The 13,961-nt window shown below is 42.5% G+C and carries 14 protein-coding genes; 7 read left to right on the top strand and 7 right to left on the bottom strand.

Annotated elements, in window-relative coordinates; translation table 11 throughout:
* Positions 1-479, bottom strand: a 479-nt coding sequence (locus tag ABZB17_RS12655) for a TonB-dependent receptor plug domain-containing protein (RefSeq protein WP_372650716.1), incomplete at its 3' end; no start/stop codon positions are given.
* Positions 480-539: 60 nt separating this feature from the next.
* Entirely contained in the window at positions 540-941 is a 402-nt protein-coding gene (nikR, locus tag ABZB17_RS12650; RefSeq protein WP_372650715.1) for a nickel-responsive transcriptional regulator NikR, read from the bottom strand.
* Positions 942-1,057: 116 nt separating this feature from the next.
* On the opposite strand from nikR, the gene ABZB17_RS12645 reads away from it, so the two are divergent.
* Positions 1,058-1,462 carry an OsmC family protein gene (locus ABZB17_RS12645; RefSeq protein ID WP_045025590.1) on the top strand — a complete coding sequence of 135 codons (405 nt, stop codon included), beginning with the start codon at positions 1,058-1,060 and terminating at the stop codon, positions 1,460-1,462.
* Positions 1,463-1,464: 2 nt separating this feature from the next.
* Here ABZB17_RS12645 and ABZB17_RS12640 read toward each other — a convergent pair whose 3' ends face one another.
* A complete protein-coding gene (locus tag ABZB17_RS12640; RefSeq protein ID WP_372650714.1) occupies positions 1,465-3,393 on the bottom strand; it encodes a M1 family aminopeptidase in 1,929 nt (642 codons plus the stop codon).
* Positions 3,394-3,481: 88 nt separating this feature from the next.
* Positions 3,482-4,459, bottom strand: a complete 978-nt coding sequence (locus ABZB17_RS12635; protein WP_372650713.1) for an ROK family protein — start codon at positions 4,457-4,459, stop codon at positions 3,482-3,484.
* Positions 4,460-4,668: 209 nt separating this feature from the next.
* On the opposite strand from ABZB17_RS12635, the gene yidD reads away from it, so the two are divergent.
* The 5 genes from yidD (at position 4,669) to ABZB17_RS12610 (ending at position 7,637) form a co-directional block, all read left to right on the top strand.
* A complete protein-coding gene (gene yidD, locus ABZB17_RS12630; protein ID WP_157493510.1) occupies positions 4,669-4,920 on the top strand; it encodes a membrane protein insertion efficiency factor YidD in 252 nt (83 codons plus the stop codon).
* 99 nt (positions 4,921-5,019) lie between these two features.
* A complete protein-coding gene (locus tag ABZB17_RS12625) occupies positions 5,020-5,895 on the top strand; it encodes a metal ABC transporter solute-binding protein, Zn/Mn family (protein WP_372650712.1) in 876 nt (291 codons plus the stop codon).
* The gene (locus tag ABZB17_RS12620; RefSeq protein ID WP_372650711.1) at positions 5,895-6,641 is read left to right on the top strand and encodes a metal ABC transporter ATP-binding protein; all 747 of its coding nucleotides are present in this window, start codon (positions 5,895-5,897) and stop codon (positions 6,639-6,641) included. Before ABZB17_RS12625 ends, ABZB17_RS12620 begins: the two co-directional genes overlap by 1 nt.
* 1 nt (position 6,642) lies before the next feature.
* Positions 6,643-7,452 (top strand): metal ABC transporter permease, encoded by an 810-nt coding sequence (locus ABZB17_RS12615; protein ID WP_372650710.1) that lies wholly within the window; start codon positions 6,643-6,645, stop codon positions 7,450-7,452.
* A complete protein-coding gene (locus ABZB17_RS12610) occupies positions 7,452-7,637 on the top strand; it encodes a hypothetical protein (protein ID WP_372650709.1) in 186 nt (61 codons plus the stop codon). The genes ABZB17_RS12615 and ABZB17_RS12610 overlap by 1 nt, the downstream gene beginning before the upstream one ends.
* A gap of 524 nt (positions 7,638-8,161) precedes the next feature.
* On the opposite strand, the gene nagB is transcribed toward ABZB17_RS12610, so the two are convergent.
* The 3 genes from nagB to ABZB17_RS12595 are packed head-to-tail and all read right to left on the bottom strand — an operon-like array spanning position 8,162 to position 12,482.
* Positions 8,162-8,941: a glucosamine-6-phosphate deaminase gene (nagB, locus tag ABZB17_RS12605; RefSeq protein WP_303924010.1), complete on the bottom strand. Its 780-nt coding sequence runs from the start codon at positions 8,939-8,941 to the stop codon at positions 8,162-8,164.
* 13 nt (positions 8,942-8,954) lie between these two features.
* The gene (locus ABZB17_RS12600; RefSeq protein WP_372650708.1) at positions 8,955-11,261 is read right to left on the bottom strand and encodes a glucosamine-6-phosphate isomerase; all 2,307 of its coding nucleotides are present in this window, start codon (positions 11,259-11,261) and stop codon (positions 8,955-8,957) included.
* A 3-nt stretch (positions 11,262-11,264) separates the two neighbouring features.
* Positions 11,265-12,482, bottom strand: coding sequence for an ROK family protein (locus ABZB17_RS12595; RefSeq protein WP_372650707.1), 1,218 nt, complete (start codon positions 12,480-12,482; stop codon positions 11,265-11,267).
* Between the two features lie 194 nt (positions 12,483-12,676).
* Between ABZB17_RS12595 and ABZB17_RS12590 the strand changes: the two genes are divergently transcribed.
* Positions 12,677-13,777, top strand: coding sequence for an Sb-PDE family phosphodiesterase (locus ABZB17_RS12590; RefSeq protein WP_372650706.1), 1,101 nt, complete (start codon positions 12,677-12,679; stop codon positions 13,775-13,777).
* The last annotated feature ends 184 nt before the right edge of the window (positions 13,778-13,961 follow it).

Here is a 13,961-nt window from a genome sequence, read left to right as displayed (position 1 = left end):
CCCATCGCATTCGAACCGTATAAAATCGATGCCGGTCCGCGAATTACTTCCACCCGTTCTACATCAGAGGCAACATAAGAATCGGGAAGAGGATGCCCCATAATTCCCATAAACTGCGGGTGACCATCAATGAGCATTAAAACGCCGGTGGTTGGACTTCCGCCAATCCCGCGAATTGAAATCTGCCCTGCCGATCCGGCTGCCACACCAAAACCGGTAACACCACGCTCGGTAACAAACAAGCCCGGCACCCGGCCATTTAAAATCGGTAGCAGTGCCGACTCATCACTTTCCTCAATTTGAGTACGGGTAACAACTGAAACCGCCATTGGAACATTGTTGCGGTTTACCTGTACCTGCGTTCCGGTAACCACCACTTCGTTGATCGTTATGGTGTCGTTGGTTTCAAAGTGCATTTGTGCACTGGCAATTCCTTGAGCGATTAGTAGGATGAAAAAACTGAAGATAAATATTCGCATTATTTAAGTTTATTGTGTTACGTATTAATTTAATCGTGATACCATTTGGCCAAAAAAAAATTATTCGGCTTTACTCATTACCAGTTTCCCGTGTTGTATCCCTTTCAGGCTGATGAGTTGCTCTGAAATTTCTGTTAGTTTTCGCGAGGGACCTTTAACAGCAATAATTTCCATGTAATTCATCTCGTTTAAATAAAAGCCCTGCGACGAAAGAATAAACTCCTTGTGTTCGTATTGAATCTCGGCCGATTTCTTTAGTATATCCTTTTTCCCGTGATTGAAGACAATGATAACTGCGCCGGCCACAATGTTATCACATTTCCACTTTTCCTCCACTAAATTCTTTTCGATAAGGTGACGGATAGCACGCGAACGGTTGGCAAAAGCATTGTCCTCAACATACTTGTCGAGAGCTTCAAGGAGTTCTTCATCTAACGAAACGCCAAACCTGGAAACGGCCATGGTAATACTAATTTTAATATTCGTAACACGAATGTATGAAAATAGAATGAATCTGCGGTAGTAAAATCCGGATTGTTCAAAATGCTTTATCTTTAAACCAAATAAATTGATAGGGTATGACAACGATAAAAACCATTTACCTGGGCGAATTACGCACCGAAAATGAGCACCTGCAATCGGGCAATAAAGTAATAACCGATGCGCCGACTGATAATCGTGGAAAAGGAGAATATTTCTCGCCAACCGACCTGCTGGCAACGGCTTTGGGAAGTTGTATAATGACCATTATGGGAATAAAAGCCCGCGATAACGGAATTGATATTGAGGGAACTCAGGTTGACGTCACAAAAATAATGGCTTCCGATCCGCGACGTGTGGCCGAGGTGGTTGTGGAATTTACTTTTCCGGCAAAAAACTATACCGACGAAGAAAAGCAGCTGGTTGAAAGTGTTGCCGGCATTAGTCCGGTGCCCTTAAGTTTACATCCTGATCTGGTTCAAACCATCAAATTCAACTGGTAGCTTCAGTGTTTGATAAAACGGCCTTGAAAAGTTCCGTCAGCCAGTTCGGCTTTTAGCAAATATATTCCGGGAACGAGGCCGGTGATATTTATTTTATTCGGATTTATGGTGAAATGTTTTACTTCTGCACCATTCATATCAAAAATACGGATGCCAGTGATTTCCATCGACGAAGAAATTCGTAAGCTGATTTCAGTGGTAGCCGGATTGGGGAAGATTTCTATGGTTTGGGTATTGGTTTCTGCCGGAACACCAACAATCTCCTGAGTTTCCGAAATTAGCCAGAGATCAGGATCAATCACCATTTCAGCAACATGGAATTCGGTGTCGACGATAAATTGTTGTTGGTTGCTGGTGTGATTCAGTCTTACATCGAGCGAATCGGTGCGACCGGCAGTGTATAAACGCACCGGTAACGGCATTTCGAAAAAATCTACCGATTGATGCGTTGTAGTTTGACTCAGAGTTATCAAGGTTTTTCCTTCGTCACCCGGTTTAAAACTGGCCGAATAAACCGGATAACCTTCGCCATACAACCAGTCATTAAAGAACTCAGCAAGGCTGGTATCGGCTACCTGCTCAAAATGGGTTATCGCATCTTCGGAGCGGGCAAAAGCATTGGCAACTGCCGGATCGTTGAAATAGTTTTTCAGACCCTGAAAAAAGGCATCATCACCAATTACCCAACGCAACATGTGCAGTAAATAACCTCCTTTTGCGTAGGATAAGCGACTGCTGAAAATGCACGCCACTGATGTGGTATCGGCAACATAAACTGAACCATCGGGCTGCTGTTTTACCTGGTCGGAATACACTTGTTTCCACACCGGCCACCAATCGGTTTCAATATTTTCGTACGAAAGTCCGGTTAAGTAGGTAGCAAATCCTTCGTTTAGCCATATATCCTGCCACGAGCCCGGCGTTATGTAATCGCCAAACCACTGATGGGCCAGCTCGTGTGCAATTAATCCGAAGCCAAAATTTCCCATAAAACTCATGGTTTGATGCTCCATTCCGCCGCCCCAGCCAAACTGTGCGTGGCCGTATTTTTCGGCAGCAAAAGGATAATCTCCAATTAGGTTTTGGAACAACTGCATAATCTCTGCCGTTACCGGTGTTTTACTTTTTGCATCGTCAAGATCCTCGGGATAAACGTAATTCAGGATTTCAATGGAGTCGCCATTTTCGGTTTTCAGGTAGTCAGAATAACGCTCATAATTGGTCACGGCAATAGCAACCAGGTAGGTGGCAATTGGGAAACGGTGTCTCCAGTGCATGGTTCTGGTGGTGTCGCTTAATTGTTCTGAAACCAAAATTCCATTACTTGCCGTTTTATACTTTTCAGGTGTAGTAACAATCACGTCAATCGAATCGATTTTATCGGCCAGCGACTGCTTGCAGGGCCACCATTCCAAAGCACCGTAAGGTTCCGAAAGCGTCCATAAAACCGGTGTAAATTCACTGCCGTGAAAACTGGTTTCAAAAGAACCGAAGCCTGATGTTGGGGGAACTCCTTGATAGAAGACCGAAACAGAATCAAGCTGATCGGGCAAAAGAGATTCAGGCAAATCAACTTCAAGTTTGTTATTCTGATGGGTGAAAGTGGCGGTTTTATTTCTGATTAGAACAGAATCGACAGTTAAGGAATCTGAAAGATCAAATTCAATCGTGTTCAGTAAGCTCGTTTGGCTCTTAAAGTGGGTGGTAACTTCCCCGGAAATGTAACGAACCGCGGGATCGACCTGCCATTCCATCCGCTGATAGATAAAGTCGGTAAAACTGTTATTCTGGCTCTCTGTAAAATTCGATTTCAGCACAAAATTCCGGCTTTCTTCCAGTGCTATTTTGTCTGAGATGAACAGTTCATTCTCCTGCGCAATGGCATTGACGGAAATGTAAAGAAAGAGAAGGATGTGGACGAATCTTATCATTGCTTAAAGATACAATTCCGAATGAAGATTTAAAGCAAAAAAAAGCGAACCATAATGGTCCGCTTTCGATTTTATAAGGATATACTTTTTATTTTTCAAGCTCTTTCCAGGCCAGTGCGCTGGCTCCAACAATAGCTGCATCACCAGGCTTCAATTCCGATGGAAGAATCTTGATTTTATCTTTAAAGATAGGAAGCAAGTGTTTTTCCATGTGCTTTTTGGTTGGTTTGAAAATGTAATCACCGGCAGCAGTTGGTCCGCCAAACAGGAATACTGCTTCAGGGCTCAGGTGGTGAACCGTGTCAGCCAAACCTTGTCCTAACCATGCACCTGTTTTTTCAAATACTTCCAAAGCAATTTTGTCGCCTTTTTCAGCAGCGTCGTAAATCATTTTCGAGTCCAGCTCGTTAAACGATTTGTCGGCCAGAATACTGTCGGTTGCGTTGTACTGAACCATCAATTCAAAAGCAGTACGTTTCATTCCTGGAGCCGAGCAATAAGCCTCTAAGTGGCCCAGCGCTGTACATCCGCACAAACGTCCGCCAGGAATAAGTGTGGTGTGACCACATTCTCCGGCAAAACCATCATTTCCGTATACCAGGTCGCCATTTACAACAATACCGCTACCAACACCGGTACCAAGGGTGAACATTACAAAGTTTTTCATGTCTTTGGCACCACCGTAAATCATTTCGCCAATGGCTGCTGCATTTGCATCGTTTGTAAGTGCAAGTGCTTCCATTTCAGGGAAGTGTGCACGAAGTAATTCAACTAAACGAACCACTCCTTTAAAGGATAAGTTTGGAGCATATTCAATTGTTCCGCTGTAGTAATTACCATTTGGAGCGCCAATTCCTATTCCAAAAACTTCTAAATTTTCATTCAATAACTTAACTGATTTGATCAGTTCTTTAATGGCTGCTGCCAAATCTGAGATGTATTGGTCGATATCGCCATGCGATGGTGTAGAAATATTGTCTTTAACCATCACGTGTCCTTCCGCGTCAACTACGCCAATGGCAGTATTTGTTCCGCCAATATCAACTCCAATTGCTACTTTTTTCATTTTTTATTAAGCTTATTAATTTAGATTTTATCTGCATTTTCTGTGTGTTAGCAAAATTAAAAATATTATGCAATTGGAGGGGAGCCGGACATCGGTTTATGGCTATTTATTTTGAATTCAATTAAGCTTTAACGTTTTTTAAGATGAATCTGAATTTCAGAACGCCAAACAACGATGAATTTTAATCTTACCTTTGTTTCTTGATAATTATGAAAACAATTGGTAAAGCAATTCTGAAGTTTTTGGGGTGGATACTTTTAATTCCGATTTATATTTACAAATACGGAATATCGCCACTTACTCCGGCATCGTGCCGGCACGTTCCCACATGTTCGGAGTATGCAGTAAAAGCCATAAAAATCCACGGTCCGTTTAAAGGATTTGTGCTTACTGTCAGGCGACTTTCAAAATGCCATCCGTGGGGAACGCATGGTTACGATCCCGTTCCGCCAAAAGAATAGCGGGTAAAAAAGCATTTAGCTGAGTTCAATTTATTTATTCCAAAACATAAAACTAAATTTGTGGAACATTGTTAAAATGAGACACTAAAAAATACATTGATGAAGAGAATAATCCTTTTATTGGTTGTGGCTACGTTGTTTGCATCGTGCGGGAACCAGAAGAAATCAGATAAAAGTGCCGCGGCCGACGTTGTTACTGTGAGTATTTTACCACAAAAAACGTTTGTAGAGAAAATTGCTGGCGATGATTTTGAAATAAACCTGCTTATACCGCCCGGGTCGAGCCCGGCAGCCTATACACTTTTGCCCTCTCAGTTGAAAGATATTTCGCGTTCGGCTGTTTGGTTTCGTATTGGTTACATTGGTTTCGAACATTCGTGGGCCGATAAAATTAAGCAGGCCAATACCAAAATGAAGGTGGTAAATATTTCGGAAGGACTGGATTTGATTGCCGACAAAATGGAGCAACACGGCGACCATGTGCATATTGATGGTGTTGACCCGCACGTGTGGCTGTCGCCGGTTATGGTAAAACAAATGGCAAAAGTAATTCTCGATGAACTTTCGGCGTTAAAACCCGAAAAGGCAGGTGATTACAAGGCCAATTACATGCGTTTTGTGAAAGAATGTGATCAGCTCCATATCGATCTTAAAAATCAGTTGAAAGATTACGCCGGACGAAAGTTTATCGTTTTTCACCCGAGCCTTTCGTATTATGCCCGCGAATATGGTTTAGAGCAGTACTCGCTTGAAACCGGCGGAAAAGAGCCAACGCCGCAACACTTGCGCGAAGTGGTTGACATTGCCAAGTCAGAAGGCATAAAAGTTATTTATATTCAAAGTGAATTCGACCGGGAACATGCACGTGTTTTTGCCGATGAAATTGGAGGTAAAATCATACAGGTAGCACCGCTTAAACCTGAGTGGGAAGAAAACCTAAGAACAATGACCCAAATTCTGATTGATAATTTTTAATGGATCCGTTAATTAAAATAGAAAATCTGACGGTGGCCTACGATAAGGTGCCGGTGCTGGAAAATGTCGATCTCGAGATTTTTGAGAACGATTTTCTGGGCGTTATCGGACCTAACGGAGGAGGTAAGACAACACTTCTAAAAGCTATTTTGGGACTGAAGAAACCGGAATCGGGGAAAATTCATTTCTCGAAAGAAATGAGCGGCCGGAAAAAACCAATTGGCTACTTGCCACAGGTACGACATATCGACCGGAAATTCCCGATCACTGTTTTTGATGTGGTACTTTCGGGAGGCATTATGCAAAATCGCCAAAATGCCAAGAGCATTGCCAAGGATAAAGCCGAAGCATTGCTCGAAGAAATGGGCGTTGCCGGTATTCGGAACAAAGCCATTGGCGAATTGTCGGGCGGGCAAATGCAACGTGTGTTTTTATGCCGTGCCTTGCTAAGCGATCCCAAGTTGCTAATCCTTGACGAGCCGGATACTTTTGTGGATAACCGTTTTGAAGGCGAACTTTACGAAAAGTTGGAGAAGTTAAATGAAGAGCTTGCCATACTTTTGGTTTCGCACGATGTGGGCACCATAACCAGCTGCGTAAAATCTATTGCCTGTGTAAATAAGTACCTGCATTATCACCCGAGTAACGTAATTTCGCAAGAGCAGCTGGCCAATTATAATTGCCCGATTCAAATCATCTCGCATGGCGAAATTCCGCATACCGTTTTAAAGCACCATCATCATTAATATGAACGCGATAATAGAATTATTTTCATACGATTTTTTTCAGAAAGCCTTTTTGGCTGCCGTGTTTGCCAGTATTTCGTGCGGAATTATTGGTGCATATATTGTTTCGCGGCGTATCGTGTTTATAAGTGGCGGAATAACACACGCTTCGTTTGGCGGAATCGGCTTGGCATTTTTCCTCGGCTTTAACCCCTTGCTGGGGGCCGTGCTTTTTGCTGTTTTATCGGCTTTGGGCATTCAGTTTTTTACCAAAGTGGCCGAAATCAGGGAAGATTCTTCCATTGCCATTTGGTGGTCGCTGGGAATGGCGCTGGGAATTATTTTTGTTTTCCTCACTCCAGGATACACACCAAACCTGATGAGTTACCTGTTCGGGAATATTCTTACGGTAACTACTTCCGAGCTTTGGTGGATGTTTATACTCAACCTGGTTATCGTGGTTTTCTTCGTCGTATTTTTACGTAAGATCCTTTATATCGCATTCGACGAAGAGTTTGCGCGCACTGCAGGTTTACCGGTTGGTTTGTTCAACTACCTCATAATTGTACTTATTGCGTTAACTGTTGTTTTAAACATCAGGGTAGTGGGTATCATTCTTATTTTGTCGTTGCTGACCATACCGCAGGCAACAGCCAATTTATTCACCAACGATTTTAAACGCCTGCTGGTGTATTCGTCGTTGTTTGCTTTTGTGGGTACAATCGCCGGTTTGTTTATTTCCTATTTCCTGAATATTCCTTCGGGAGCAGCTATCATTTTTACGCTGGTTATTATTTTCGGAATACTTCGTTTGGTTAAAACGTTTGTGTAATGTTTGCACCCAAAAAGGAAAAAATATACACCTGTTCAAACTGTAATTTTCAGTTCTCGAATCTCGATGTTCCGCGCTCGTGCAGTAATTGTTTTGCCTGCACCGGATGCGAAATTTATATTTGCCCCGATTGTGGAGAAGAAGTGGTGATTAAGGCGGTGAAAAAGAGAACAGTTGGAACGTAACCGCAACCGTGTAACACTCCATCCACAATAATTTTTCGCTTGTTGCAGCTGTGCGACAAGGTTGCCACAACATTTTTTTGCTTGCTACAGCCGGGAACAAGCAAATCAACAAGTTTTTTCGCTCGTTGTAGCCGTGCGACAGGCTAGCCAATAAGTTTTTTGCTTGCCGCAGCCGTGCGACAAGCGAGCCAACAAGTTTTTTTTCTTGCCGCAGCTGTGCGACAAGCGAGCCATCAAGTTTGCTGGCTAATTACACGGCTGCAGGAAGCCTGTAATCAGTAGGTTACAAAGGTTGTAAGTTTGATTGCCTATTGCAAATCGCTGCTACAACCAGGCTTTGGCCCTTAACAAAACAAAAAATCGATCCGATCAGTAACGTTAACTTGTGGTTCTATTTAAAAGGGTTGCAGCACGTTTACCGATTAGAACGATTTTACTCACAACTTAATTCACGGATATATAAAGCAACTGCCCGCTCTGAATAATCAGGCGGGCAGTTTTATTTTGTTGGGATCCGGTTGGTATTAAACTGATTCTTTAAAATACTTTACCGTACCTACTTTTAGTTCCATTGTGGCATCTTCGTCGCAAACAATAATGCCATTCGGGTGCATTTGCAGTGCCGACAATGTCCACATGTGGTTAATTCCGTTTTCCACTACATTTTGCAGTGCGCGGGCTTTTTTGTAGCCGTTCACCAAAACCAATACTTCTTTCGAGTCGAGTACTGTTTGCACACCAACTGTTAAAGCCTGTTTTGGCACCTGGTTTAAATCGTTGTCGAAGAAACGCGAGTTGGCCACAATCGTGTCGTAGTTCAAATCAACCAAACGGGTGCGCGACTGAATCGATGATCCAGGAATATTAAATGCCAGGTGACCATCGGCGCCCATTCCGCCCATAAACAATTCAATACCTCCGTACGATTCTATTTTGGCTTCGTAACGTTCGCATTCAGCATCTAAGTCCTTGGCATTTCCGTCAAGAATATTGATGTTTTCTTTTGGAATATCGATGTGATTGAAAAAGTTTTCGAACATAAAACTGTGGTAGCTTTCCGGATGATCTTCGGCAATGCCCACGTATTCGTCCATGTTAAAAGTAACCACGTTTTTAAACGTTACTTTTCCTTGTTTGTACAAGTCAATCAGTGCTTTGTAGGTTCCCAGCGGCGTTGATCCGGTTGGTAAACCCAGCACAAATGGTTTTTCTGCCGATGGCTCAAAATCACTAATTCTTTCGGCAATATGGTTGGCAGCCCAAATGCTTAATCCATCGTAGTTATTATGAATTACTAACTTCATTATATTCTGGTTTTTAAAGTATATTTTCCGTTGCTTTTCCCAGTTTCTGGGCTTCTTCAAGGAATTGCTCAACTGTTAATTCGCGGTGGTAAATTACTCCGTGAGTAGCGCGTAACAGCGGCGATTCGTTTTGGTAAAAGAAGTTTTTACCCAACAGCAGTTGTATTTGTTTGTGCTGATCGAACCAAACACGTTGTGTCAGGTCGCTGAATTTACCATCCAGCTGGTAACTCGGGAACGATGCATTTACCTGCGTAATGTAACATTCCGAGAATGATTTACCAAGTGTTGCCAGCGAGTTCAACGAAACCGGAACGATCACTTCAACATCCCACGGATTGTATTTAAACCACACGTTACGGTATCCAACAATTCTCAGCTTGCTCAGGTCTTCTTCCTTGCTCCAGTCTTCAACTGCTTTTGCAATTGCCATCAGCACTTTGTAGTGCGTGTCGGGGCCGCTTCCCTGTGGATCCATTGCCAAACTTATAACCGTTGGCTTGTATTTCCGGAAGTCCTCCAGTATTGGAAGAATGTCTTTGTCGTAGTTCGATTCGCCCGAGTAAAAGCCCAAACGCAGGTGGTGAACGTTTTTCACCATAATGCCGTAGTGTGCCCAAACCAGTTCCTCTTCAAACTCGCGGATCATTCCTTTCAGCTTCTGAATTTTAGGAGGATTTTTTCCGCCATCGTAAGTATTTCTCAGGCTGGAGAGTACCTCGAAAATCGTTTCACGAAGTTCTTCTTCGTTTTTAATTCCCCAGATTAAAACCAGCGCACGTACTACACGGTGGCAAACTCCACGGCGTTTTTCTTCTTCATCCTGCGCTGCAATGTTGTCGAGATAGTGGTAAATGTCTTTGTCCCACTTGTATTTGTGCCCGTCTTTAAAGAAGTCGGGGAAGTTGATCATTTCAATTTTGCCCTGATTTATCAGGTCTTTGGTATCAACCAGCACATTGTACAAAAAGGTATTTGTTACCGCTGTAAATCCCGAAGTTGCTACCGAAAAATGGAGCTCATTACTTGCATCGCGTGACTGGCGGTTGGTTGATGGCATAATGCCAAGCATAATATCGTCGTGGTGCGGGCCGGTGTGGTAATACACCTGGTTCACCTCTTTTTGCATTCCTTTTTGCAGTTTCGCCAAAATTGAATCGATAACCGACTGAACCGTGTTTTCATTCAGGCCGGGAATCATACTACAGTATTTGTCGGCTTTCAGGTCTTCCAAATCCAGTTTCGAGCCAAATTTGTTTATCTTTTTGCAGAGTTCAATAACTGCGCGTTCAGTTTTCTGGTGGTTCCACGGTGTACCGGTGTAGAAATACTCGATACTATCTTCCAGCGTAACCGCTGCACCATCGGTAAGGTAAAAACGGGCATTTTTTAATTTTTGAAGTGCCGTTGCCGGATAGGTCACTGAAGGTTCTTTTTCCAACGACGCTTTTATGGTGTCGGCAATGGCTTCACCGGCGGCGTAAACAATTGCTTTGTTATCCGGATTAAATGTAAGTGTACCCAAACCGATGGTAATAACCAGGCGGTTTTTCGATACTTCAATTCCACCCAAATCGGCAGCCGTTATGGCTTGCGTTTCAAAGTTTGTTTCGGTTAAACGTGTTGATGAAAAATGATCGGATCCGCGTGTATTGAATGCGATCAATCCATCGGGGCCAATACCACTGAGGAAGAAACCAATTCCACCTTTTTGGCGAATCTTATTTTCGTAAGCTGTACACCAGTTATCGATATTAAAAATCGATTCTTGTTGCAATTGCTCCTGGTGTGTTTTTGCTTCACGGTAACGTAACGACAGGTCGATCTTATAATCCGGGAAAATATCGGAATAATGTTTGCCTTCTGCCAGTTTAATGTCTTCGGAATTAATAAGCAGGGCATTTTCTTTTTTAAAGCCTAAAGCTTCAATGTATTGTTTTTGTGCGTAGTTGTAAAGGCTGTTGTGTTGCTCCGGGTTAATGGGGAAAAACTCGCCCATTTGTACAAAGGAGAGTTCGCTCAGATCAGGCTTTTTTACATCGGCTAAACCATATTTCTCCAAAAAGTCTTTTCCTTTCTTGTTATTCCAGTTATCAAGCAAAAGATGGGTGAAATCCAGAAAATACTGCGCCGTTTTCCCGGTTGGTAAACAGGCTACACCCTTAGGGTTTTTACTTGCCCACTCTAAAAAGCTTAATGCCGAAAGCAGCCCCAGCTTTGGGAAACTTTCAGTGGTGATATACGGAATTCTGGTCGAAATTTTCTTTGACTTTGTTTCTTCGAAAAATGCTTCTTCAACCTTTGTAAAATTGACTGTCATATTTTATTTTTTTGATATTCTTTCCAGCGCATAAGCCGCTGCTCCCATCGTTCCGGCTTTGGTTCCCAGTTCCGAAAACTGAATTTGGGTTTCGTTGCTTATGTCGCGGTTACTAAATGTATGAATGGCCTGTTGTATGGGTGCCAGAATAAACTGACTGGCCACGGCAACTTGTCCACCAATAATGATCAATTCAGGATTAAAAATCTGAATCAGGTAAGCCATTCCTCGTCCCAGCCATTTTCCTACTTCCGAGAAGAGCGAAATGGCAAACTGGTCGCCGGAGTTGGCAGCCTGAATAACTGTTGAAATATCTATTTTACTTAAATCGTCTTTTACCAGTTCTTTTATCAGCGACGAATGGCCTTGCTCAATTCCTTCGCGGGCCTGGCGTGCAATAGCGTTGGCCGAAACAATGGTTTCCAAACAGCCCTGCTTTCCGCACACACAAAGTACACCGTTATCGGCCAGTGGCAGATGCCCAAATTCGCCCGAGTAACCTGATTTTCCGGTGTACAATTTTCCATTAATAATTATACCCAGTCCCAATCCCCAGTCGGCTTGCAACATTAGCACGTTTTTCTTGCCTTTTGCCAGTCCAAAATATTGTTCGGCAAAGGTGCGTAATTTGGCATCGTGACTAATAAAAACCGGTATTCCGAATATATTCTGCAGTTTCGAAAACAGGTCTTTTTCTTCCGGGAAATAGGTTTGGTTAATGCCTTCTTTTTGGTTAATCAAACCCGGTAATTCAAGTCCGGCCACCAAAATCTTTTCGCGGTCGATATTGCTTTCTTTAATTACTTTTTCCAGCTCGGCATTTACCTGGTTAAAAATGTTAATGTCCGACGACATTTTTATCGGGAAATAATGCGGGCCACTAACCTCTTGGTTGCAGCTGTTGAAAATGGAAATAATCGTGCGGGCCACATTTATGGTAATTCCAACCACGTAAAAACCGTTTTCAACAAGTCCGTAAATATTGGGGCGCCGGCCACCACTCGAATCGCCACGTCCTAACTCAGTTACCAATTGGTCTTCAATTAGCTCGAGTAATAAGCTGTTTATTTTTGGTGTACTTAATTTAATTTGGCGGGCAAGCTCGGAATTTGAAAGCGGGCCGTTAAAATAGATTGAACGAAGAATCTGTTTTTTCTGGGCAATTTTTTTTTGCTCAACTGCCTGACTTTGATTTCCTGTGGTTTTAAATAGTTTTTCCATAACTGTGATTGCAAAAATCAGAATATTTTAAATATGAAACAAGCTTCTTTTTAAAAATATTAAAAAGAATGTGTTAATTCTCCTAAATTTAACCATTCATTTACAATTCATAAAAAATTAATATGATAATATTCTAATGTTAATTACTTTCGATGATATTTACAATCGGATACATTTACATAAAATCTTCCGGGATGATGAAAAAATTTGGGTTTATAATTGTATTGCTCGTAGTTAGCAGCGGGTTACTTTATGCACAGGCACGACGGATAATTAATATTCCGAATATTAATGGTTACCAAACACTGAAGTGCGATTTGCATATGCACACCGTATTTTCTGATGGTACTGTTTGGCCAACCGTTCGTATAGAAGAGGCCTGGAACGAAGGTTTGGATGCCATTTCAATTACTGATCATATCGAATATCGTCCGCATTCGATTGATGTGGTGGCCGATCACAACCGTTCGTATGATTTGGCAAAACCATTGGCCGATCAATCAGAAATTTTGCTGATTAAAGGAGCAGAGATTACACGCAGTATGCCGCCGGGACACTTAAATGCATTGTTTATAAAAAATGCCAATTTACTGGAACTGGATGATGTGCAGGACGCTGTAAAAGAGGCACGCGACCAGGGAGCATTTCTTATGTGGAATCACCCGTGCTGGGATGCACAGCAACCCGATTCGGTATTGTGGTGGGACGAACATTCCTATTTTTTCGAAAATGATATGTTACATGGAATTGAGGTATATAACTGGGAGTTTTGCCCGGAAGCCCTGGCATGGGCGAACGAAAAGAAACTAACCATGCTGGGAAATTCCGATGTGCACGGGCCAATGGATGTTAACGACGGACACCGGCCACTAACACTGGTTTTTGCCAAAAGCCGCACTATTGGTGGAATTAAAGAAGCTTTGTTCGACGGACGAACTGCTGTTTATTTTGACAATACCATTGTCGGCCGTTCTGAATACCTGGAACCGCTTTTTTTCGGGTCGTTAAAATACGATACCAAGCCGATAAAACTTAGAAACAAAGAATCGAGAGTGGTAAAAATCTCCAATAATTCGGATGTAGATTACGAACTGGAGCTGGTTCAGCCCGGTGTGGGTTTCGATGCTCCGGAAACGATTACATTGAAAGCGCATCATGTTTCGGCACTGAGTTTAAGCGGCAATTCGGATGAGGTGGCAAATGCCAACAACCTGGATGTTTATTACCGGGTAAATAATATGCTTACCGGAGTTGATGATCCGCTTGTGGTAACATTCACTTTCCGAAACAATTAGCCAAATGCTTTGTTACGATGCTTTAGTTTTTCTATTTGAATATAATGTCAGCAAGAGCAAAAAAAGAAGCACCATTAGTAAAGCAGGTAATAACCAATAACGAAGAGATATCGCCCGGAGTGCATGTGATATCTTTTAAACGGAATTCGGATTTTTTGCCCGGGCAAGTGGTAAAAATCGGAGT

Origin of the sequence: Draconibacterium sp., assembly GCF_041583095.1 — a bacterium.
Taxonomy (GTDB): Bacteria; Bacteroidota; Bacteroidia; order Bacteroidales; family Prolixibacteraceae; genus Draconibacterium.
This window is presented reverse-complemented; position numbering and strand designations above follow the sequence as displayed.